This window comes from Baumannia cicadellinicola str. Hc (Homalodisca coagulata) (assembly GCF_000013185.1).
Classification (GTDB): domain Bacteria; phylum Pseudomonadota; class Gammaproteobacteria; order Enterobacterales; family Enterobacteriaceae; genus Baumannia; species Baumannia cicadellinicola_E.
Map to the genome: position 1 here is coordinate 220,952 of NC_007984.1, position 22,240 is coordinate 243,191.

Consider the following 22,240-nt stretch of genomic DNA (forward strand, 5'->3'; position numbering starts at 1 on the left):
ACTGATAGATATCGTTACCAGAAAATTGAACTATATTTTATTCATTCCTATTACTCATAAGATTAATTTACTTAATATATGAAAGAGCTTACAGATAAATCTATCCTTAATCATACTCCTATGATGCAACAATATTGGCAGATAAAAGCTCAGCATTCTGATGTTTTACTTTTTTACCGTATGGGTGATTTTTATGAATTATTTTATGAAGATGCTAAATTAGCGTCACAGTTAATAGATATCTCTTTAACCAAACGTGGTTTCTCTGCTGGTGAACCAATCCCAATGGCAGGGATACCTTATCATGCATTAGATAGCTATCTAGCTAAACTAGTAGCGCTGGGTAAATCAGTTGCCATTTGTGAACAAGTAGGTGAGCCAACTATCAATAAGGGTCCAGTAGAACGCCGTGTAGTGCGCATTGTTACTCCTGGTACGCTCAGCGATGAAGTATTATTAAATGAACGCCAGGATAACTTACTAGCTGCTATGCTGCAAGATAAACAAGGATTTGGGTATGCTACGTTAGACATTACTTCTGGACGTTTTATCGTATCAGAACCGAAAGATTTCGAGGCTATGGCCGCTGAATTACAGCGTACTAATCCAGCTGAGCTACTTTATCCAGATACGCAACATAATTTAGCTTTAATAGAACACCGACGCGGTCTACGACGTAGACCAATATGGGAATTTGAACTAGATACAGCTTGTCAGCAGCTTATGATTCAATTTGGCACTAGTAGTTTAAAGGGGTTCGGCATTGAGTGTGCCCATCTAGCGCTACGAGCTGCCGGTTGTTTATTGCAATACGCTAAGGATACTCAACGTACCGCTATGCCGCATATCAGTACTATCACTTTGGAACGACAAGAAGATTACGTAGTAATGGATGCTGCAACTATGCGTAACCTTGAGCTAACACATAACCTTAGTGGCGGCATAGAACATACCCTCGTAGCAGTATTAGATCATACTGTTACTTCTATGGGTAGTAGGATGCTAAAACGCTGGCTACAGATGCCAACTAAACATCTTACTACGATTGAAAACCGTCAACAAAGTATTTACTTTTTGCAAGGTAAGTTTGATATTTTACAACCCATACTACGAAAAATAGGTGATCTAGAGCGAATACTAGCACGTTTAGCACTACGCTCTGCACGCCCTCGTGATTTAGCTCGCATACGTAATGCTTTACAACAATTACCAGATATTCAATCGTTATTGGCAGATAATACTAGTGGTATGCATCTGTCTCAATTACTAAGTAATGTCGGTTATTTCGATAATTTATGCCAGCTATTAGAGCGTGCTATTGTGATATCACCATCAGCATTATTACGTGATGGCGGTATAATTGCTACTGGATATAATTTAGAGTTAGATGAGTTACGTGCGCTCGCTAATAATGCTACCGACTATCTAGATATACTTGAGATGAAAGAGCGTAAACATACTGGTCTAGAAACACTTAAGATTGGTTTTAATGCCGTACACGGATATTTTATACAGCTCAGTCGTGAGCAGAGTCATCGAGCACCTAAACGCTATATTCGCCGTCAAACACTTAAACATGTAGAACGTTATATTATACCAGAGCTAAAAGAGTATGAAGATAAAGTAATAACTTCAAAAAGCAAAGCTTTATCGTTAGAAAAAAAATTGTATGATGCATTACTAGATATGCTTTTGCCATATTTAACTCAATTACAGCTCAGTGCTACAGCATTAGCGGAATTAGATGTTTTAAGTAATTTAGCTGAACGTGCTGATACACTACATTATGTCTGTCCTATGATAAATAATCAGCCGATTATTAATATAATCGATGGGCGACATCCAGTAGTAGAACCTTTGATGAGTAAGCCATTTATTGCTAATACTTTATCTTTATCAGACCAAAATCATATGATAATTATCACAGGACCTAATATGGGTGGTAAAAGTACTTATATGCGACAAAACGCGCTAATTGTTTTGTTAGCCTACATTGGTAGCTTTGTGCCGGCATCTCAAGCTATTATAGGACCTATTGATCGTATTTTTACTCGTATAGGCGCTGCCGATGATCTAGTTTCTGGCCGTTCAACTTTTATGGTCGAAATGACGGAAACAGCAAATATTCTACATAATGCTACTTGCCAAAGTTTAGTTTTAATGGATGAAATTGGACGAGGGACCTCAACTTATGATGGATTATCGCTAGCTTGGGCTTGTGCAGAAAGCCTGGCTAGTAGAATTAAAGCTATGACATTGTTTGCTACACATTATTTTGAACTAACGACTCTACCCAATAAAATCAAGGGTATAGTGAACGCACATTTTGCAGCTATAGAATATAATGATACTATAGCTTTTATGCATAGTATACAGAATGGAGCTGCGAATAAAAGTTATGGCTTGTCAGTAGCTAGTTTAGCTGGGATACCACGCGATGTTATTAAGTGCGCTAGCCGAAAACTACATGAGCTAGAGAATCTATCGAACAATATAGCATTAACTACTCCGCTGTCGAGCCGCAGCTTACCACAATTTACGCAGGAGACATCGCCAGTAATCCAAGCTTTACAAGAAATAGATCCTGATAGTTTGTCTCCACGTCAAGCACTTGATCTACTCTACTCTTTAAAGCAGATGATTTAGTTTTACTTAATCATAATACATTAGGGAGATAACAATCTGCGTTGTCAATAAAGAATAAGTAATGAACTAAATACAGTTATATCCTGTTATCGATAACAACAATGATGAGTAGGCGATATTTAATATCCAGCGGAATAATGAGTAATTATCAAGATAATTTAATATAAAATGTAGAAAAAGATTATAATAGGAAGGCACTATCTATGATAGTCTACTTTTTATTCTTACTCTACTAAGATAAAGTGATAACAATTAGTTCTAATCAATATGTATTAACAATACTACAGCCTCGCTAGCTATACCTTCACCTCGTCCGGTAAAACCTAATTTTTCTGTTGTAGTTGCTTTAATGTTAACATCATCTATGTTGCAGACTAGATCGGTAGCAAGGTAGACACGCATTTGCTGAATATACGGATACATTTTAGGTGCTTGTGCAATGATAGTAATATCTAGATTACCTAAACGATAGTTTTTAGCAATAATAAGTTGCCAAACTTCACGTAGTAGCTTACGACTATTAGCACCTTGAAACAATATATTTGTATCTGGAAATAATTGACCAATATCACCTAGTGCTGCAGCACCAAGTAAGGCATCAGTTACTGCGTGTAGTACAACGTCACCATCAGAATAAGATAATAAACCTTGCGGATAAGGAATTTGTACCCCCCCCATTATTAATGGGCCGTCTCCATCGAATTTATGAACATCAAAACCATGACCAATACGCATTTATACTCTCTATTTGTTGTGAGTGTTAGTTAATTGAGATAAATAAAAGCTTGCGAGCTGTAGATCTTCTGGCCAAGTAACTTTAATATTATCTGCCCTACCAGGTACTAATAAAGGTTGGTATCCGCAATACTCTAATGCAGCAGACTCATCTGTTACAGTTACACCTTCTTTTAGTGCTCGCTGAAGACAACTCTTTAGTAATTCAAGCATAAATAATTGTGGTGTCAGCGCATGCCATAAATCTTTACGGACAACAGTATAATTAATAGTTTTCACATTAGCGATATTACCAGCACGTTTTATAGTGTCACGTACAGGTGTTGCTAAGATACCTCCAACTGTAGAGTGCGCCGTAATCGTTAGTAGACAAATTAGATCTTCCTGGTGTAAACATGGACGAACAGCATCATGAACTAGTACCCAGGATACATGTTTAACATAGCGTAATGCGCGCATGACTGAATATACGCGTTTACTACCACCAGTAACTACCATCACTCGCTCTTCAGCAGCAATTGGTAACTGAGCAAACCAATAATCATCGGGACTAATAGCAACAATAATTTGACTTATGCAAGGCTGACGTAACAGGGTATATATTGTTAGTTCAAGTAAAGTTTTGTTACCAATAGTAAGATACTGTTTAGGAAATGTTGTTTGCATACGACGACCTTTGCCAGCAGCAGGCAAAATAGCAACAACATTGGGCAATGGTCTGGTTAAACAGGTCATTGTTGCTTATTTTCTTGTAATATTTTATTCAGTACTAAATGATAATAGCATTTATTAAGCTTAATCATATTGAATTCATTGCTTAATTATTCCTCTCTAGATAGGGATTCAATTTTCAAAAAGTTAATAATGACTTTTCTTTAATTTTACAAAATGGTATATTGTATAATGATACAACTATTTCTATTCTACGCAATATCATTATTTGATAAACAGACTACTATTATTAGTACGAATATATTTATTCAATTTTTGTCAACAATTAGTACTTTATTTTTATTTACTCATATAACAAATGCCAAAATGTCAGGCTGTCAGCAGCGAATAATCATACGTTCATTAAGTAAATTTAATAATTGTGTTGTTAACTTTTGGATTAATTGCATACCATTAAGATGTATTTCTGGTTTTTGCGGTTCTTCATAAAGAGAGTCAATACCAGTAAAATTATATAATTGGCCACATCTAGCTTTATGATATAATCCTTTTGGATCTCGTGCTTCGCAAATAGCTAACGGTGTATCGACGAAAACTTCAACAAATCGATCTTCTGGTAGCATGTCACGAACCATCTGCCGTTCAGCGCGGTGAGGTGAAATAAAAGCACTGAGTACTATTAGCCCAGCATCGAGCATTAACTTAGCTACTTCACCTACCCTACGGATATTTTCGTGCCGCCCGTTATCGCTAAAATCTAAATCGCTACAGAGACCATGGCGTATATTATCGCCATCAAGCAGATAAGTGCTAACCCCATGGTGATATAGTGCCTGTTCTAACGCACTAGCTAGTGTAGATTTACCAGCGCCAGATAAACCAGTAAACCATAACACGGCACCAAGGTGTTTATGTAGTTGTTCTCTATCTTTACGTTGTATAGGATGTATATGCCAAAATATATTTTCATTGTAGGTTGGACGATTGGAGCTTTCTGTCATGATTTACCTCCGAGTAAATCCCGAGTGCCCCAGTGCGGAAAGTAGCGGCGTAGTAGAGCATTTAATTCTAGTTCAAATTGACTGTAGATATTTGATGGTCGGTGGATTTCTTGCACTGTTTGTTGTACTAGACCAGCACCTACGGTTACATTAGTGAGCCGATCGATAAATATCATACCTCCGGTGACAGGATTAGTGGAATACTTTTCCAGTATCATAGGTTCATCGAATTCTAATTCGAGCATTCCAATGCTATTCATATGTAAATTATCTGCGGTACGTGGTTTTAATGTATTAATATCGATTTGATATTTGACATTATCTATACGGACGCTAGTTTTCTTGCCGGCAATCTTGATATCGTAGTTTTGACCAGCAACTAGTAGTTTCTCAGTCATCCATACGACATTAACTTGGGCGTACTGTACTGGGTGTAGTACTGTATCGTAGTCTACTATTAAATCTCCGCGGCTAATGTCAACTGCATCTGTTAACACTAGCGTTACAGCTTCTCCCGTACGTGCTTCTGTTTGCTCACCATCGAAGGTCACGATACGACTAATAGTCGAATCTATATTCGATGGTAGTACCTTAATATGTTGCCCTACTTTTAGTGTTCCTGAAGCTAAGGTTCCACTATAACCACGAAAATCTAAATTAGGACGATTAACATACTGCACTGGAAATCGCACTTGCTGTTGTTCAACAGTATTAACCACTACCACAGTTTCTAAGATATCTAGTAGTGTTGGACCACTATACCACGACATAGAAACGGCAGGATGAACAACATTATCACCTCCTAGCGCTGATAACGGTACGAATTTAATATCTAAATTAGAATGATATGGTAATTGCTTAGAAAAAGTAAGGTATTCTTGCTTAATCTGATTGAAAACAGATTGATCATATTTTACTAAATCCATTTTATTTACCGCTATTACTAAATTACAGATACCTAGCAAGGTACTAATGAAACTATGTCTGCGTGTTTGATCTAACATACCTTTACGTGCATCGATAAGTAATATTGCAAGATCAGAATTTGAAGCACCCGTAACCATATTCCGGGTATATTGCTCATGCCCCGGAGTATCAGCAATAATAAATTGTCGCTGATTAGTGGCGAAATAGCGATAGGCTACATCAATAGTAATACCCTGTTCACGTTCTGCCTGTAAACCGTCAACTAGTAGCGCAAAGTCTAATTTTTCGCCTTGTGTGCCAAGACGTTTACTGTCTTTGTGTAGTAGAGATAGTTGATCTTCATAAATATGCTGGGTATCATGTAGTAAGCGACCAATCAAGGTACTTTTACCATCATCTACGCTACCACATGTAAGAAAACGCAGTAAACTTTTATTTTTTTGGGAATGTAGGTATGCTTCAATACTACCTTGCTCAGCAATCTTTTTAGCTATATGATTATTATTATTCATTTAGATGGTTTCTTAAAAATAACCCTGACGTTTTTTCATTTCCATGGAACTAGATTGATCAGTGTCAATTACACGACCCTGACGTTCGCTAGTAGCAGAGATGAGCATTTCTTTAATGATATCAGGTAAAGTTTGTGCTGTTGACTCTACTGCACCAGTTAATGGCCAACAACCTAGAGTACGGAATCGTACCATACGTTGCCCTACTGTTTCACCAAACTGTAAGTCAATACGATCATCATCTATCATAATAAGCATACCGTTACGTTCTAATATAGGGCGTTCTTTAGCGAAGTATAATGGTACTATGTCGATATTTTCTAGAAAAATATATTGCCAAATTTCTATCTCAGTCCAGTTAGAAAGCGGGAAAACACGGATACTTTCACCCTGATTAATCTGTCCATTATAGTTATGCCATAGCTCTGGACGTTGATTCTTTGGGTCCCAACGATGGAATCGATCACGAAAAGAGTAGATACGCTCTTTAGCACGAGATTTCTCCTCGTCGCGACGTGCACCACCGAATGCCGCATCAAAATTATATTTATTCATAGCCTGCTTCAAGCTTTCTGTTTTCATAATATTAGTATGTTTAGCACTACCATGCACAAATGGATTAATACCCATTGCTTGTCCTTCTAAGTTTTTATGCACCAGAAGCTCAAAACCATAGGCTTTAGCTGTATGATCACGGAAATGATACATTTCACGAAACTTCCAACCAGTGTCTACATGTAGCAACGGGAAAGGCAATTTTCCTGGATAAAAAGCCTTACGTGCTAAATGTAGCATAACAGACGAATCTTTACCGATGGAATACATCATCACAGGATTACGAAATTCTGCAACTACTTCACGCAATATATGGATACTCTCAGCCTCTAGTTGCTGTAAATGTGTTAAATGTTTTTGCTCCATAATTCATATCCTTAAACCAGATGTACTATTGCAAATAGCTTATTTATTGCTCTTTAATTATTTTACCAAACCAATTTATTTCACAAGAAATTTTCACTACTTCTCCTATAATTAGCAGTGTAGGAGAAAGTGCCTGTATAGTTAACATTTCTAGTTGCTCTAGTGTCCCAATTATTACGCTCTGATCTTTTAAAGTACCACGACTTATCACGGCAACAGGTGTCTGTAGTGCGCGGCCGTGAGCTAATAGCTTCTTCTTAATCACTGCTGCCTGAATAACACCCATGTAAATTACCAGAGTTTGATTACTACGCGCTAATAACGACCAGTTGAGGTAATTACTACTATCATCGCACTGATGACCAGTAATGAATATAACACTATGTGCATACTCACGATGGGTTAATGGAATACCGGCATAAGCTGTAGCACCACTAGCCGCGGTAATACCAGGTACTACCTGAAAAGAAATTCCCGCTGCCGCAACTGCCTGTAGTTCTTCGCCGCCACGACCAAAGATAAATGGATCGCCACCTTTGAGCCGTACAACATTTTTACCTTGCAGTGCTAACTTAACTAATAAGCTATTAATTTCAGCCTGTGGCATAGAATGTTTACCAGCCTGCTTACCTACATAAATTCTATCGGCATCACGGCGCACTAAATCAAGTATTTCAGGGCTGACAAGATAATCATATAGTACTATATCTGCTTGCTGCATTAGTTGCAGTCCACGTAAAGTTAGTAGCCCGCTATCACCAGGACCAGCACCGACTAAAGCTACATTTCCAATAGGTGATTGGTAGTGGTATAACTGAGACTCTATTTCCTTCTCTGCATGTTCCCATTTTCCCTGGGAAATTAAATGAGCAAAACGTCCATTAAGTATAGTTTCCCAGAATCGACGACGCCACGCTATATTATGGATATGCTGTTTAATACGATTACGCCAGGTACCAACTAGCGTTGCCATAGGACCGATGAACATAGGTAGTATCGTTTCAATTTTTTCACGTAGAATACGTGCTAGCACCGGTGCCTTACCGCTAGAAGAGATAGCAACTACGATCGGCGATCGATCAACAATAGAGGGGAAAATAAAAGAGCAATATGACTGCTTATCTACTATATTAGCAAATATATGGCGCTTCTCTGCGCATTTATAGACCAACGCATTGAGTTTAGTATTGTTAGTAGCAGCAATAACTAGAAATACCTCATCTAACATAGCTGGCTCAAATAATTTACCAATCCAATTTATGTCTTTTTTATTTACTATGCGTGCTAGCTCAGGGCATAAATCATCAGCAACTACCTTAATATGTGCGCCAGTGCGCATAAGTAATTGTATTTTACGCGCAGCAACATTGCCTCCACCAACTACCAAAACTGTACGTTGCCTAAGATTAGCAAATAGAGGTAAATATTCCACATTAAAAGTGTGTTGTAAAATTGATATATATCATTATATATATGAAAATCAGGATTAAATCCAATTATGAATTGGAATTTAATTTACCTTTATAGAATAATAAAACTATTGACTTTTATCATGATTTACATGTTAATTTTATCTTGTTAATAATGACTAATAGATAGTTATTTTTCTTCGTGTATGCCGCATTCACGCTTTAGGCCAAAAAAACGAGTATCTTCTTCATTCATCCCCGGTGTCCATTTACAGGTAGTATGAGTATCACCTACTGATAAGTAACCCTGCTCCCATAGTGGATGATAGTTTAGACCGTGCTTTTTAAGATAAGAATGTACCTGCCTATTATCCCAATCAATTATCGGCAACAGCTTAAACAGGCATTGCTGAACTGCTAGTACAGGTAATTTACTACGACTACTTGATTGAGTACGCCGTAAACCAGCAAACCAAGTTAAAGAACCCAGTTGTATTAATGCCCTATTCATAGGTTCTACTTTATTAATTTTATTATATAGCTGAATTCCCTTTATACCTTGCTCCCATAGTTTACCATAGCGTGCTTCTTGCCAAGCAGGAGAGATGTAAGCACGAAATACTTTTAAGTTTAATTTAAGCTGTTCCGTTAATTGATCGATAAATTGGTAAGTCTCAGGAAACAGATAACCTGTATCGGTCAGTATTACTGGAATATTTGGTTGCTGACTAGTTACTAAATGCAGACTAACTGCTGCTTGAATACCAAAACTAGAAGAAAGTACAGCTGGTTGTGGTAGATGCTCTAAGGCCCAGCTTACTCTATGCTCAGCGGTCATATTTTCTAGCTGTAAATTCACTGTTGTCATAGCTTCTGTTTGCTGTGATTTATCCATAGCATTCAATTCTCTTAGATCAAGAACTTTCATGTTATGTTACCGTTTAATTGTGAAAATCTAACGCAGAGTTAATCACAGGACGGATAATTCCAGCTCGTACTACATAATCACCGTAGGATTCATCAGGCTGGCGTTCACGAGCCCAGCGTCCAGTAGTATCGTTAATAATACTTAATATTTCTTCTTCTGTAAGATTTTCGCGGTATATTCTGGGAATACGTGTACCGATACTATCGCCTCCTAAGTATAGGTTATATCTTCCGATAGTTTTGCCTACTAAACCTATTTCGGCTAACATTGCACGACCACAGCCATTTGGACAACCGGTTACACGCAGGATAATTTTTTCCTGTCCTAAACCATGACGAGACATAATATTTTCTACCTTAGTGACAAACTGCGGCAGGAAACGTTCAGCTTCTGCCATTGCAAGTGGACATGTTGGAAAAGCTACGCATGCCATTGAGGCCTTACGTTGTAAGGTAATATTATTATTAATTAACCCATACTGCCTAGCTAATAACTCAATAGTTGCTTTATGTTTCTTCTCTACTCCTGCAATAATAATATTTTGGTTAGCAGTAATACGAAAATCTCCTTGATGAATGCGAGCAATTTCTAACATACCAGTTTTTAGCTTTCGATGACTATCATCTATAATACGACCATTTTCAATAAACAATGTAAGATGCCACTGATTATCTATACCTTGTACCCAGCCAAAACGATCACCACGCTCAGTAAAGGAATACGGCCTGATATGTTTAAATTTGATCCCTGCTCGAACCTCCACCTCTTTCTTAAAAAATTCTACCCCTACGCGTTCAATGGTATATTTTGTTTTAGCATGTTTACGATTAGAACGATCACCTAAATCACGCTGAGTAGTAATGACTGCTTCGGCTATTTTAATAGTATCTACTACAGAGATATAGCCTAACTCACTGGCAGTACGCGGATAAGTACTTTTATCGTTATGGGTCATTGCTAGACCACCGCCTACTAACACATTAAAACCAACTAGTTGTCCTAGGTTACTAATGGCAATAAAGTTAAGATCATTAGCGTGTAGATCAACATCATTTAGTGGGGGCACCACAATGGAAATTTTAAATTTACGGGGTAAGTAATTAGCCCCGAGGATAGGTTCTTGCTCGGTAGTTTCGGTTTTTTCTCCGTCCAACCATATCTCAGCATATGCACGTGTTTTGGGTAGAAAATGCTCAGATATCATTTTTGCGTAATTACATACCTGCTGATGTAGTACTGATTCAACAGGATTGGAAGTGCATAATACGTTACGGTTCATATCACCAGCAGTAGCTATAGAGTCTAATCCTAAACTATGAAGTAGTTTATGCATATTTTTAAGATTAGGTTTTAATACCCCATGAAACTGAAAGGTTTGTCGAGTAGTTAGTCGAATACTACCATATAGCGTATGTTTAGTTGCAAAACTATCGATACCTAACCATTGCTGCGGAGTAATAATCCCACCAGGGAGTCGACAACGGAGCATCATATTAATCAATGGCTCAAGCTTCTGACAGGTACGTTCTACACGCAAATCACGATCATCTTGCTGATACATCCCATGAAAGCGAATTAGTTGAATATTATCACCTTTAAATCCTCCTGTAATATTATCTTGTAGATCTTGCGCTATAGTACCGCGCAAAAAATTACTGGCTACTTTTAACCGCTCATTGTCGGATAATATAGCTTTTGGTATCTTTTTATTCATTAATAGGTATCCCGCTGAAAACGTCGCGCTATGCGTAGTTCACTTAAAAATTCATCTGCTTGTTCATAATCCATACGACCATGTATTGCTATTAGCTTAACTAATGCTTTTTCTACATCACGTGCCATTAGGTTGGCATTGCCGCAAACATAAATATGTGCACCATCTTGGATCCAGTTCCATAGTTCTATTCCTTTTTCTAATAGCCGATCTTGTACGTAAATTTTTTTGTTTTGATCTTGCGACCATGCTACATCTATTTTGTTTAGTAAACCGTTTTTGATATAACGCTGCCATTCAACCTGATATAAAAAGTCGTCTGTTAGATGTTGATTACCGAAGAATAACCAATTTTTTCCCTTGGCAGTAGTTGCCTCACGTTGTTGCATGAAACCGCGGAATGGTGCGATTCCTGTTCCTGATCCAATCATAATAATTGCAGTATTAGGATTATTTGGTAACCTAAAATTATCATTATGTTCAATAAAAACACGAATGGGCTCACTTTCCTGAAGACGATATGCTAGATAACTGCTAGCGCCACCAGTGCGTATTTTTCCATCTATTTCATACCGTACGACACTAACGGTTAAATGAACCTCATCGCCTACTTCAGCTTGCGATGAAGCAATAGAGTACAAACGTGGCATTAATGGACGTAATAAAGTTAATAACTGTTTTGGATGTAGCTCGACTGGAATACGTTGTATCATATCAATAAAAGGGGTTGAAAAAGCAAACTGCTTGAGTTGTTGTTGATCATCAACTAGTGCAAGTAAGGATGAATTACGTGTTATATAAGCATAACTTTTGACAATCTCTGCAGTATTGTTTGTTAGTTCATAATGTTTTTGTAAAGCCTCATTTAGGGGTATATTTTTCTCCTTTACTTGAACTAACTCATTACCTGTTAGACCTAATAATTCTAGGATCTCACTTATTAGTACCGGATCATTCTCATACCACACACCCAATGCATCACCTGGCTGATAATTTAAACCTGATCCAGCAATATCTATCTCTAAATGGCGGATATCTTTTTTAGAGCTCCGGCTGGTAATTTTTTGCTTCACCACTAAATGTGCGGTAAATGGCTCTTCTTTCGTATAGAGGTTATTCTTAACTTCTATGCGGTTGTTAATTACAGATAATTGCTGTTTCGCGTTAACGGTTACTAACTTTGTCTGCAAAATTTTTACTATTTCACGGCGCCAGATATCCGCTTTTTCTTGATAATCAACGTCGGCATCTACTCGATCATACAAACGTTGAGCACCAAGTTCAGCTAGGCGGCTATCAAAGTCTTTGCCTATTTTCGCAAAATATGTATACGAACTATCACCTAAACCAAAAATAGCAAACTGAATATTATTTAACACCGGAGCTTTTTTTGAAAAAAGGTACTTATATAGTGCTATAGCTTCTTCTGGGGGATCTCCATCCCCTTGAGTTGAAGTAACAATTAGCAACCATTTTTCCTGGGCAATTTGCTTAAATTTATAATCGCCTGCATTAATTATCACTACGCTAAGCTGAGCAGCAAGTAAATCTTCGTACAACTGTACTGCAAGTCGTCTAGCATTCCCCGTCTGGGAAGCAGATAACACTGTAATGACCTGCTGCGATGCAGTATAATCTATTGGTATACTATGAGAAGCTTTGTTCCATAAATATCCTGAAGCCCAGGCTAGCTGAAGATTGGATAAATCACTACTTATTGCTTGTAAGCGATCTAGTTGCTCCGCACTTAGTGGAGGTAGATCTTTGGGTGCATTTTGTTGAGTCATAATAGTTAGTCATTCCTTGTACTTATACCCTGTCTAAGTAGGACGATTAAGATCGTGATTTATTCTTCAAATTAACTGCTAATAGAATAGAAATAAAGGATGAGATCGCAATAAGAAATAACAAAACAACCTAAGGAGTAAATATAGGCAATTAAAATATACTCAATAGTTATTTAATTCAAAGAAAATAATACTTAAGTAGTATAACAGTAAATCAATCTCTCTCTTAGATAGAGAAGATTCTGTATCATAGTGAGATATTTAACTTGATATAATCTAATCAGCTAGTATAAGTAATACTATGTTTAGTTTGATGAATAAGAATACGGCATTGACTACTACATTGTTTAAAGATTTTACTTTTGAATCTGCCCACTATTTACCTTATGTACCGGCAGGTCATAAGTGTGGTAGAATACATGGGCATTCATTTCGTGTTCGTATTGAACTGACTGCTAAGATAGATTTATATACTGGTTGGATCATGGATTTCGCTGAGTTAAAAGCAGTATGTCAACCTATTATAGAGCAATTAGATCATTCTTACTTGAATAAGATACCAGGACTAGAAAATCCTACTAGCGAAGTACTAGCACAGTGGATTTGGCAAAGATTACTGCCTAATCTACCATTACTAAGTGCAGTTTATATTAAAGAAACTTGTAATTCTGGTTGCGTGTATCGCGGCTAATAATACCAATTTATCAGTTAAATCAAGCAATATTAAGGTATTTATGTATTTGCATCGATAGACGCCAATTCCGCATAATACAGGTATCAATGCATAATTTTGTTGCTAATTTTTTTTGACTAAGAGGTTGTAAGCAAATAACACGCTGTTTACTATCCTTTAAAGTTAGTAGTAACTCGTCTAGATATTTAATATCACGTTGACGTGATACAACGTGCTTGATTTCATTACTACGACTTAACGCCTGTGCTAGTATTTGAACATCGTAGTGCTTATTTATTTTAGGCGATACTGTAACCCAGGTATTAGACGTACATTTAATAGACTGTGTACCACTAGTCTCTATCTGGCAGCTAAATTTATATTGTTCTAATAAATAAGTTAGAGGTAGTAGATCATACATACAAGGTTCACCACCAGTTATCACTACATGTTTAGCAATCCAACTTTGTTGCACAATTAGAGCTAAAATATCTTCTTCTGATAAATTAGACCACACACTACTATTAGCTTTTTTGAGCATAATATCCTTTGCGATTCCCTGCTCAATCTTATTTTTATGCCAAGTATACTTAGTATCACACCAATTACAGCCTACCATGCAGCCTTGAAGGCGGATAAAGATAGCAGGGATGCCGCTAAAGTAACCTTCACCCTGCAAAGTTTGGCAAATACTATTAATAGGATACTGCATTTATATTAATACTACCTTAAAACAAGATTATTATTTAAACTTAAGCTTGGCTTTGTACTTCTTTTAAACCATTAAATGGTGCTTTTTTGCCTAGTTGTTCTTCGATACGAAGAAGCTGATTGTATTTAGCTAAACGGTCAGAACGACTCATTGAACCAGTTTTTATTTGTCCAGCAGAAGTACCTACTGCTAAATCGGCAATAGTTGTGTCTTCTGTTTCACCAGAACGATGGGAGATAATAGTAGTATAACCAGCATTCTTCGCTATTTTTATTACTGCCATAGTTTCGGTTAAAGTACCAATTTGGTTTAATTTTATTAGAATTGAGTTAGCAATACCTTTTTCGATTCCTTGTTGCAAAATCTTAGCACTAGTTACGAATAGGTCATCGCCGACTAACTGAATTTTATTACCTAAAACTTTTGTTTGGTACATAAAACCATCCCAATCAGATTCGTTTAGACCATCTTCGATGGAAATAATCGGATATTTTTTAGTAAGTATATTTAGGTAATCTGTAAATTCCTGAGAAGTAAATATCTTGCCTTCTCCTTTAAGAAGATACTTATTAGTTAATGGGTCAAACAATTCAGAAGCTGCACAGTCTATAGCTAAGGTAATATCTTTACCTAAAATATAACCAGCTTTTTCTACTGCTTCTGTAATTAAATCTAATACTTCAGTATTAGAATCTAAATTAGGTGCATAGCCACCCTCGTCGCCAACTGTAGTGTGCATACCATTAGCTTTAAGAACTTTAGCTAAATAATGGAATACTTCAGCACCGATTCTTATTGCTTCTTTGATTGTCTTTGCGCTAACAGGCTGGATCATAAATTCTTGTATATCTATATTATTATCGGCATGCTTACCTCCATTGATAATATTTATCATTGGTAATGGCATAGAAAACTGAAAGGCGGTGCCATTTAGTTCAGCAATGTGCTCATAAAGTGGTATCCCCTTGGAAGCCGCAGCAGATTTAGCAGTTGCAATTGATACAGCTAGGATAGCATTTGCACCAAATTGAGATTTATTTTCTGTGCCATCTAGCTTAATCATTATTTTATCTATGCACTCTTGATACTTTGCATTATTGCCAATTAATGCTTCCGCGATAGGACCATTAACAGCACTCACGGCTTTAGTTACTCCTTTTCCTAGAAAACGAGATTTATCGCCATCACGTAGTTCTAATGCTTCAAACGAACCGGTAGAGGCACCAGATGGTACTGCTGCCAAACCTATAAAGCCACCATGTAGATGTACTTCTGCTTCGACCGTGGGATTTCCGCGTGAGTCAATAATTTCACGGCCAATAACTTTTACTATTTTGGACATGAGCATTTCCTTTTAGTTTATTATACAGTTATCATTAACTAATTGAACTAAGTATTAATTACTTTATCTACATTTTATTAAGCTGTTTTTTTTGATACTCACTGGCAGCTTTAATAAAACCCGTAAATAGAGGATGACCATCACGCGGAGTTGAATTAAACTCTGGATGGAACTGGCTAGCTATAAACCATGGATGAGCTGGATATTCAATCATCTCTACTAACTTATAGTCCTCCGATAATCCTGCGACACGTAGGCCAGCAGCTTCTATTTGTTTTAATAGCATATTATTGACTTCATAGCGATGACGATGACGCTCCATAATTATAGTCTTGCCATATATTTGGTATGCTAAGCTACCGTATGTTAATTTACAAGGCTGACTACCTAGCCGCATAGTCCCTCCTAAATTACTGAGCTTACGGTTATTATTTTCTTCGTACCATTCAGTAATTAACGCTACTACAGGATACTTACAGTCAGAAACAAATTCTGTAGAATTAGCCTCTGGCATACCAGCAACATGACGCGCAAACTCTACTATTGCTACTTGCATTCCCAAACATATGCCTAGATAGGGAATCTGTTTTTCACGAGCATATTGCGCAGTCATAATCTTTCCTTCCACACCTCTATATCCAAAACCACCTGGTATTAAAATAGCATCTAAATCTTGTAAAATTTTTACACTACGTGTTTCGACATCTTGAGAATGAATTAGGCAGATATTTACTGCAATACGATTTTTCAGTCCAGCATGGTGTAATGCTTCTATTACCGACTTATAAGCATCCGGTAGGTCAATATATTTACCTACTATGCCTACGGTAACTTCACCAACTGGATTAGCTTGCTGATAAATAACCTGCTCCCATTCAGACAGATTAGCTTTAGGACATTTTAAGCTAAAGCGTTCACAAATATAATCATCTAGATATTGTGATTTTAATAGAGCGGGAATTTTATAAATAGAATCAACATCTTTAAGTGAAATCACTGCTTTTTCTGAAACGTTACAGAATAATGCTATTTTAGCTCGTTCGTTACTCGGTACTGCACGATCTGAGCGACAAATTAGTACATCAGGTTGGATTCCAATAGAAAGCAACTCTTTTACTGAATGCTGTGTAGGCTTAGTTTTCACCTCACCTGCCGCTTTTATATAAGGGACCAAAGTTAAATGCATATATAAAGTATGGTCACGACCTACTTCTCCGGCCATTTGGCGAATAGCTTCTAAGAAAGGTAGCGATTCGATATCGCCTACTGTACCACCAATTTCAACTAATACTACATCGTGACCTTCTCCGCACTCAATAATACGCTGTTTTATCGTATTTGTGATATGAGGAATTACCTGAATGGTAGCACCAAGATAATCACCACGACGTTCTTTATGAAGTACATCAAAGTATATACGACCAGTTGTAAAATTATTCCGCCGCGACATTTTAGTTCTAATGAAGCGTTCATAATGTCCTAGGTCTAGATCTGTCTCAGCTCCATCTTCTGTAACAAATACTTCCCCGTGCTGAATTGGACTAATTGTACCTGGATCTACATTAATATAGGGATCTAATTTCATAATAGTTACTTTTAAACCCCTTGCTTCTAAAATAGCTGCTAATGATGCTACAGCAATCCCTTTACCTAAGGAGGAAACTACACCTCCGGTAACAAAAATATAATTAGTTTTCATGCTAAAGATGAAAAAAACCTTCAAAACTACTAAGTAAGAAATAAACACAATATACCTAAATCAGCGATGATGCTACAAATATAAGCTAGTATAATAGATTGCTAACGATTATTTGTATTTCCAGTGCGCAGCTATACCTAATTCAGCATCTTTATGCATCTGATTAGTACGAATTTGAATTTCTATATTTTTACTGTTTGGTCCTAGTACTACGGTATGAATCGATTGGTAACCATTAGGTTTGGGATAAGCAATATAATCATCAAATTTATCCGGGAGATAATTAAAATGATCATGAATAAGACTGAGTATAGTATAGCAATCTTGTAGTTGCTTCACTACGATACGTACGGCGTACAAATCGAATAATTCGTTAAAAGCTAGCACTTTTGTCTGCATTTTACGCCAGATACTATAAATATGTTTTGGACGGCCATAAATTTGATTTACCTCAAGTCCAGCATTATGCATTGATTGACGTAAAAACCGCACGAAGTTATCAATATATATTTCTCGAGCGATACGACGTTCGTGTAGTAGTTGAACTATATGCCTATATTCATTAGGATATAGGTAGTTAAATACACGATCCTCTAGCTCCCATTTTAACTGACTCAGCCAGAGATAGTTTGCTAGTGGTGCGTAAATATGAGTATTATCTTGAGCTACTAAGACCCGTTTATTTTCTGTTGCATTTTGTCTTTCACGTAGCTTAGCAATATGCTTTGCGAGCTGAATAACTAAGCTGCTAAAATTATCTTGTAGTAAGATACGGTATACTTTATTCATATACTTAGTTTCTATAGTTTGATAAAAAGCTATATTAAGTTGGTAAGTTGGTGAATAATATTCACCTCACGTACACCGTAAATAAAATGTAATACATTTTTGTGGCAGTATGCTGCCAAAATATTATCTTATATAAATCCAATAGAAGCTAGAGGAAACAACAATGCAGCACATAAACTATCGTTATCCATGCTTAGCATAGATAAAATTTATAACATATCAATACTACGCTAGAGTAACATAGTATACTATTGCTTGCAGTAGGGTATAGAAGAGCAACTAATTTGACCGCTAGTTAGATAACCTTAAATTAACTAGATAGATAAAAGTTTGGATTTATGACCGCAATAACTATACTAACATACTCATTAATATCTATAATGCATATATTTCAAAATTAGTATAGGTAATTACAGAAGAAATAGTAAATAATATTTACTACAAAATAATATTACTTGCTATATAAAACAAGCAATCCATGCTTACTAGATATTAGTGTATGAATCACCCTAAACTAATTAGTTAGATTTAACTATATAGAATAAAAAATAAATAATATGATAATTGGCGTTATAGGAGCAATGGAACAAGAAGTAATGTTGCTTAGTAAGCAATTAGCCAAACTAAATATATGGCAACAGGCTAGATGTAATATTTATAGTGGTTGGTTGCATGGAAAAAAAGTAGTCTTAGTCCAATCAGGGATTGGAAAGGTATCAGCTGCATTAGGCTGTACGCTACTACTAACTAATTTTGAAGCAACATTAGTTATTAACATAGGTTCAGCTGGCGGTTTATCACCGGCATTAGCAGTTGGTGATATTATTGTATCGGAAGAAGTACAATATCACGATGTTAATGTAACAGCTTTTGGCTATGATAAAGGACAAATGGCTCAATACCCATTATTATTTCCAGCGTCGCCTTCGTTAGTAGCTTTAACTAAGCAACTAACAGAACATACTAATATAAATGTCGTATGCGGTCAAATTATTAGTGGCGATATATTTATTAATGGCGGACAAGAGTTATATAAGCTTAAACGTAGATTTCCACAAGCAATAGCAGTAGATATGGAAGTAACTGCTATTGCTCAGATATGTTATCTGTTTGCTGTCCCCTTTGTAGGGATCCGTGTTATTACGGATATAGCTGACTCTGTTTCTCATAAGAGTTTTAAAGATAACCTAATAACAGTAGTATCTCATTTATCATTACTAGTATCAGATATAATACAAGCTTTATAATAATTTTCTTAGATACTACTCTCTACATCTGCCATAATAGAATTTATGTCATACTAAATGACGATCCACAACTACAAGTCGTTTGAACATTTGGGTTAATAATAAAAAAGCGTGAACCTTTTAGTCCCTCACTATAATCTACTAATCCACCCAATAAATATTGTAGACTAATTGGGTCTACTATTAATACGACACCTTGTTTTTCTATTGCAATATCTTCTTCGTTAACTTTGTCATCAAAAGTAAAACCATATTGTAAGCCACTACAACCACCACCAGTAATATAGACGCGAAATTTAAGATGTGGATTAGCTTCTTCAGCAATAAGTGTTTTAATTCTATTAATAGCTGAATCAGTTAATTGTAAAGGAAATCTAATCATTTCATTCATAATGTTTATTCCTCGTAGGCAAATTGATTAATATTATTAATCAATTAGATGACGAAAAATATGCTACATATTACTCAAGATATTCTTACTACCATGTTCTTCTTTTTCAGTGTTGATTTGCTGATATCTTTGTTAACGATGTGTAATTTTTGATATAAATACTACGTCTTATTCTTCCAAATTGGTATAGTATGTAATGTACTATTACTATAGCAATACTAAATTGCTCGTATTATCAATAAACATTTTACTAATACCTTAAGGAGGTATTAAATTTAGTTTGATCATCATTATCTTGACCTATCAAAATAAGATAAAATTTTTCCATATATAACAATAAACCAGCTATTAATTTTAGTAATACTATTTTTTGCGTGAATATGGTACGTTAGAAATCTAATTGCTTATGCAGTTCCATGCTCTACAACTATGTTACATAGCATATAACATATGCAGCCTGAGCTGGAATTACAGTTGGTATAATGTCTGACCATGTTCGTTCACGACTAAAATAACTGCTGATAATTTGGCATAGTTACCATAATTAGCAATTATTTTGAGGAATATCTGTGTTTTTACTCATAGATCAGGCTGCATACTTAACATTAGTTGAATGTAGCATATTAATCAGCCTAGAGCCTAGGATTGATGCGTCAAACATCAATATTAAGTTATAGATCTAAATTGTTAATTTCTAGTATGTTTTTGTTCGTAAAAACAATTTTAACTCAAATTAGTCCTTTCTTCAGGAAAGGAAAAGATTGGTGTAATAACTAAATGCTATTATTACGCATAGTAAATTTACTGGATGATTAATGTAGGACACAGTATTACATACCTTCTAATATTGTTGCTACTTCATAGCTACTGTAAAACATACCAGGTTCTAGATAAACTAGACAGCAATAAACCGCTGCGGGTAATTGCCAAACTTGACCGACCATATCTATCTAAATAACAGCCATATTAATCAACCAATCTAACTAAGAAGATACGTAGATACTAGCTAATACGATACGAGAAGAGGTATTTTTTATTTCTGCGTCATATAGTAAGACGATAATTAAGCAAGATTTTGTAACAATAATATTTTACTATCTACTAACTATTTACTTGTTTATATTTGTTCTTTTATATTTCTAATATATTACACTACTCCTACTTAATAAACAAGAATCTTAGTAAGATTTTGCGTAAACATTACTTACTTATATATTACTTCAATAATTAATGGAAACTACTTTAGTTTAGACCATTATATAGATAGGTTACTAAAAGTAATCTTTTGTGAAGTGAAAAACTTGGCATGAATAATGAATTATTGATAACCTTAATGTCATCGGCTATTTATACCTATTTTTTCCCCTATTAGTAATTAATAATACATGTTATTGATTGAAGGAGAAGCAATATGCTCAAAAGCAAAAATCGTAAAGCATCCTCCTTAAGTATTCTTACCATAGCTGGGTTAGAACCATATCAACTGAAGCCTGGCGAAAAATATATGAATGATGCCCAACTACTCTATTTTAGATGTATTTTAGAAACTTGGCGTAATCAACTGCGAGATGAAGTTGAGCGTACCGTTTTACATATGCGAGATGAGGCGGCCAATTTTCCTGACCCGGTAGATAGAGCTGCTCAAGAAGAAGAATTTAATCTTGAACTACGTAATCGTGATCGAGAACGTAAACTAATAAAAAAAATAGAAAAAACTCTAAAAAAAGTGGAAGAAAATAATTTTGGTTTCTGTGAAACTTGCGGTATTGAAATTGGTATACGCCGCTTAGAAGCACGTCCTACCGCTGATTTATGTATAGACTGCAAAACCTTAGCTGAAATTAGAGAAAAACAAATAGTAGGATAATAATAACTATATTACCATAATATATTGAATTGCATACTATATTATATAATTTAGAATATTGTTCTAATCTAGAAAATATTGCGAGTAGATAGTAGCTAACAAGCAATCTATACTTAATCTAGTTATATAGTGCCACTATAGAGTGGATAGGCTATTTTTGACTTTTTTATATAAGTATTCTTTACATATTTAGTTACTCATTCTGTTTCTGTATACTTTATTTATTACTGAGGTTAACTATTTTTAACCAACAAGACAATTTTTCCCT

18 protein-coding genes and 1 pseudogene are annotated in these 22,240 nt (G+C 35.8%); 4 read left to right on the forward strand and 15 right to left on the reverse strand.

The features are described from left to right. The first annotated feature begins 78 nt into the window (after window positions 1–78). Window positions 79–2,646, forward strand: a complete 2,568-nt coding sequence (gene mutS / locus BCI_RS01030) for a DNA mismatch repair protein MutS (protein ID WP_011520397.1) — start codon at window positions 79–81, stop codon at window positions 2,644–2,646. A 258-nt stretch (window positions 2,647–2,904) separates the two neighbouring features. Here mutS and ispF read toward each other — a convergent pair whose 3' ends face one another. The 9 genes from ispF to cysJ form a co-directional block, all read right to left on the reverse strand. Continuing rightward, on the reverse strand, window positions 2,905–3,381 hold the full coding sequence (gene ispF / locus BCI_RS01035; protein ID WP_011520398.1) for a 2-C-methyl-D-erythritol 2,4-cyclodiphosphate synthase: 477 nt from the start codon (window positions 3,379–3,381) through the stop codon (window positions 2,905–2,907). Window positions 3,382–3,390: 9 nt separating this feature from the next. Beyond that, window positions 3,391–4,116 (reverse strand): 2-C-methyl-D-erythritol 4-phosphate cytidylyltransferase, encoded by a 726-nt coding sequence (ispD, locus tag BCI_RS01040; protein ID WP_011520399.1) that lies wholly within the window; start codon window positions 4,114–4,116, stop codon window positions 3,391–3,393. A 314-nt stretch (window positions 4,117–4,430) separates the two neighbouring features. Continuing rightward, window positions 4,431–5,054 (reverse strand): adenylyl-sulfate kinase, encoded by a 624-nt coding sequence (gene cysC / locus BCI_RS01045; protein ID WP_011520400.1) that lies wholly within the window; start codon window positions 5,052–5,054, stop codon window positions 4,431–4,433. Next, window positions 5,051–6,493, reverse strand: coding sequence for a sulfate adenylyltransferase subunit CysN (cysN, locus tag BCI_RS01050; RefSeq protein ID WP_011520401.1), 1,443 nt, complete (start codon window positions 6,491–6,493; stop codon window positions 5,051–5,053). Before cysN ends, cysC begins: the two co-directional genes overlap by 4 nt. 12 nt (window positions 6,494–6,505) lie before the next feature. Beyond that, window positions 6,506–7,414, reverse strand: coding sequence for a sulfate adenylyltransferase subunit CysD (gene cysD, locus BCI_RS01055; RefSeq protein WP_011520402.1), 909 nt, complete (start codon window positions 7,412–7,414; stop codon window positions 6,506–6,508). A 43-nt stretch (window positions 7,415–7,457) separates the two neighbouring features. Then, window positions 7,458–8,846 (reverse strand): siroheme synthase CysG, encoded by a 1,389-nt coding sequence (cysG, locus tag BCI_RS01060; RefSeq protein ID WP_011520403.1) that lies wholly within the window; start codon window positions 8,844–8,846, stop codon window positions 7,458–7,460. Window positions 8,847–9,013: 167 nt separating this feature from the next. Then, complete coding sequence (locus BCI_RS01065) at window positions 9,014–9,751, reverse strand: phosphoadenylyl-sulfate reductase (RefSeq protein WP_011520404.1); 738 nt, start codon at window positions 9,749–9,751, stop codon at window positions 9,014–9,016. A 13-nt stretch (window positions 9,752–9,764) separates the two neighbouring features. Next, window positions 9,765–11,465: an assimilatory sulfite reductase (NADPH) hemoprotein subunit gene (gene cysI / locus BCI_RS01070; protein ID WP_011520405.1), complete on the reverse strand. Its 1,701-nt coding sequence runs from the start codon at window positions 11,463–11,465 to the stop codon at window positions 9,765–9,767. Beyond that, window positions 11,465–13,252 (reverse strand): NADPH-dependent assimilatory sulfite reductase flavoprotein subunit, encoded by a 1,788-nt coding sequence (gene cysJ / locus BCI_RS01075; RefSeq protein ID WP_011520406.1) that lies wholly within the window; start codon window positions 13,250–13,252, stop codon window positions 11,465–11,467. Before cysJ ends, cysI begins: the two co-directional genes overlap by 1 nt. Window positions 13,253–13,583: 331 nt before the next feature. Here cysJ and queD point away from each other — a divergent pair, with 331 nt between their 5' ends. Continuing rightward, entirely contained in the window at window positions 13,584–13,943 is a 360-nt protein-coding gene (queD, locus tag BCI_RS01080) for a 6-carboxytetrahydropterin synthase QueD (RefSeq protein ID WP_041574925.1), read from the forward strand. 22 nt (window positions 13,944–13,965) lie between these two features. Here the strand turns inward: queD and queE are convergent, their stop codons facing one another. The 4 genes from queE to BCI_RS01100 form a co-directional block, all read right to left on the reverse strand. After that, a complete protein-coding gene (queE, locus tag BCI_RS01085) occupies window positions 13,966–14,637 on the reverse strand; it encodes a 7-carboxy-7-deazaguanine synthase QueE (RefSeq protein WP_011520408.1) in 672 nt (223 codons plus the stop codon). Window positions 14,638–14,677: 40 nt separating this feature from the next. Continuing rightward, a complete protein-coding gene (gene eno / locus BCI_RS01090) occupies window positions 14,678–15,979 on the reverse strand; it encodes a phosphopyruvate hydratase (RefSeq protein ID WP_011520409.1) in 1,302 nt (433 codons plus the stop codon). Between the two features lie 67 nt (window positions 15,980–16,046). Continuing rightward, on the reverse strand, window positions 16,047–17,678 hold the full coding sequence (gene pyrG, locus BCI_RS01095) for a glutamine hydrolyzing CTP synthase (protein ID WP_011520410.1): 1,632 nt from the start codon (window positions 17,676–17,678) through the stop codon (window positions 16,047–16,049). Window positions 17,679–17,786: 108 nt separating this feature from the next. Beyond that, entirely contained in the window at window positions 17,787–18,467 is a 681-nt protein-coding gene (locus BCI_RS01100) for a hypothetical protein (RefSeq protein WP_049752721.1), read from the reverse strand. 557 nt (window positions 18,468–19,024) lie between these two features. Between BCI_RS01100 and mtnN the strand changes: the two genes are divergently transcribed. Beyond that, a complete protein-coding gene (mtnN, locus tag BCI_RS01105; RefSeq protein ID WP_011520411.1) occupies window positions 19,025–19,714 on the forward strand; it encodes a 5'-methylthioadenosine/S-adenosylhomocysteine nucleosidase in 690 nt (229 codons plus the stop codon). Between the two features lie 43 nt (window positions 19,715–19,757). Here the strand turns inward: mtnN and erpA are convergent, their stop codons facing one another. Then, window positions 19,758–20,105, reverse strand: a complete 348-nt coding sequence (gene erpA, locus BCI_RS01110) for an iron-sulfur cluster insertion protein ErpA (RefSeq protein WP_011520412.1) — start codon at window positions 20,103–20,105, stop codon at window positions 19,758–19,760. A gap of 833 nt (window positions 20,106–20,938) precedes the next feature. Next, window positions 20,939–21,043: pseudogene (locus tag BCI_RS03385) on the reverse strand (penicillin-binding protein 1B); the annotation flags it as partial. 473 nt (window positions 21,044–21,516) lie between these two features. Here BCI_RS03385 and dksA point away from each other — a divergent pair. Further along, window positions 21,517–21,972 carry an RNA polymerase-binding protein DksA gene (gene dksA, locus BCI_RS01115; protein ID WP_011520413.1) on the forward strand — a complete coding sequence of 152 codons (456 nt, stop codon included), beginning with the start codon at window positions 21,517–21,519 and terminating at the stop codon, window positions 21,970–21,972. Window positions 21,973–22,240 lie beyond the last annotated feature (268 nt).

Bases quoted from the DNA above. Each gene is read 5' to 3' on its own strand.
- ispF (WP_011520398.1), bottom strand. From the start codon at position 3,381: ATGCGTATTGGTCATGGTTTTGATGTTCATAAATTCGATGGAGACGGC.
- ispD (WP_011520399.1), bottom strand. From the start codon at position 4,116: ATGACCTGTTTAACCAGACCATTGCCCAATGTTGTTGCTATTTTGCCT.
- BCI_RS01065 (WP_011520404.1), bottom strand. From the start codon at position 9,751: ATGAAAGTTCTTGATCTAAGAGAATTGAATGCTATGGATAAATCACAG.
- cysC (WP_011520400.1), bottom strand. From the start codon at position 5,054: ATGACAGAAAGCTCCAATCGTCCAACCTACAATGAAAATATATTTTGG.
- erpA (WP_011520412.1), bottom strand. From the start codon at position 20,105: ATGAATGAAATGATTAGATTTCCTTTACAATTAACTGATTCAGCTATT.
- cysI (WP_011520405.1), bottom strand. From the start codon at position 11,465: ATGAATAAAAAGATACCAAAAGCTATATTATCCGACAATGAGCGGTTA.
- pyrG (WP_011520410.1), bottom strand. From the start codon at position 17,678: ATGAAAACTAATTATATTTTTGTTACCGGAGGTGTAGTTTCCTCCTTA.
- cysN (WP_011520401.1), bottom strand. From the start codon at position 6,493: ATGAATAATAATAATCATATAGCTAAAAAGATTGCTGAGCAAGGTAGT.
- eno (WP_011520409.1), bottom strand. From the start codon at position 15,979: ATGTCCAAAATAGTAAAAGTTATTGGCCGTGAAATTATTGACTCACGC.
- BCI_RS01100 (WP_049752721.1), bottom strand. From the start codon at position 18,467: ATGAATAAAGTATACCGTATCTTACTACAAGATAATTTTAGCAGCTTA.
- cysJ (WP_011520406.1), bottom strand. From the start codon at position 13,252: ATGACTCAACAAAATGCACCCAAAGATCTACCTCCACTAAGTGCGGAG.
- mutS (WP_011520397.1), top strand. From the start codon at position 79: ATGAAAGAGCTTACAGATAAATCTATCCTTAATCATACTCCTATGATG.
- cysD (WP_011520402.1), bottom strand. From the start codon at position 7,414: ATGGAGCAAAAACATTTAACACATTTACAGCAACTAGAGGCTGAGAGT.
- queE (WP_011520408.1), bottom strand. From the start codon at position 14,637: ATGCAGTATCCTATTAATAGTATTTGCCAAACTTTGCAGGGTGAAGGT.
- dksA (WP_011520413.1), top strand. From the start codon at position 21,517: ATGCTCAAAAGCAAAAATCGTAAAGCATCCTCCTTAAGTATTCTTACC.
- mtnN (WP_011520411.1), top strand. From the start codon at position 19,025: ATGATAATTGGCGTTATAGGAGCAATGGAACAAGAAGTAATGTTGCTT.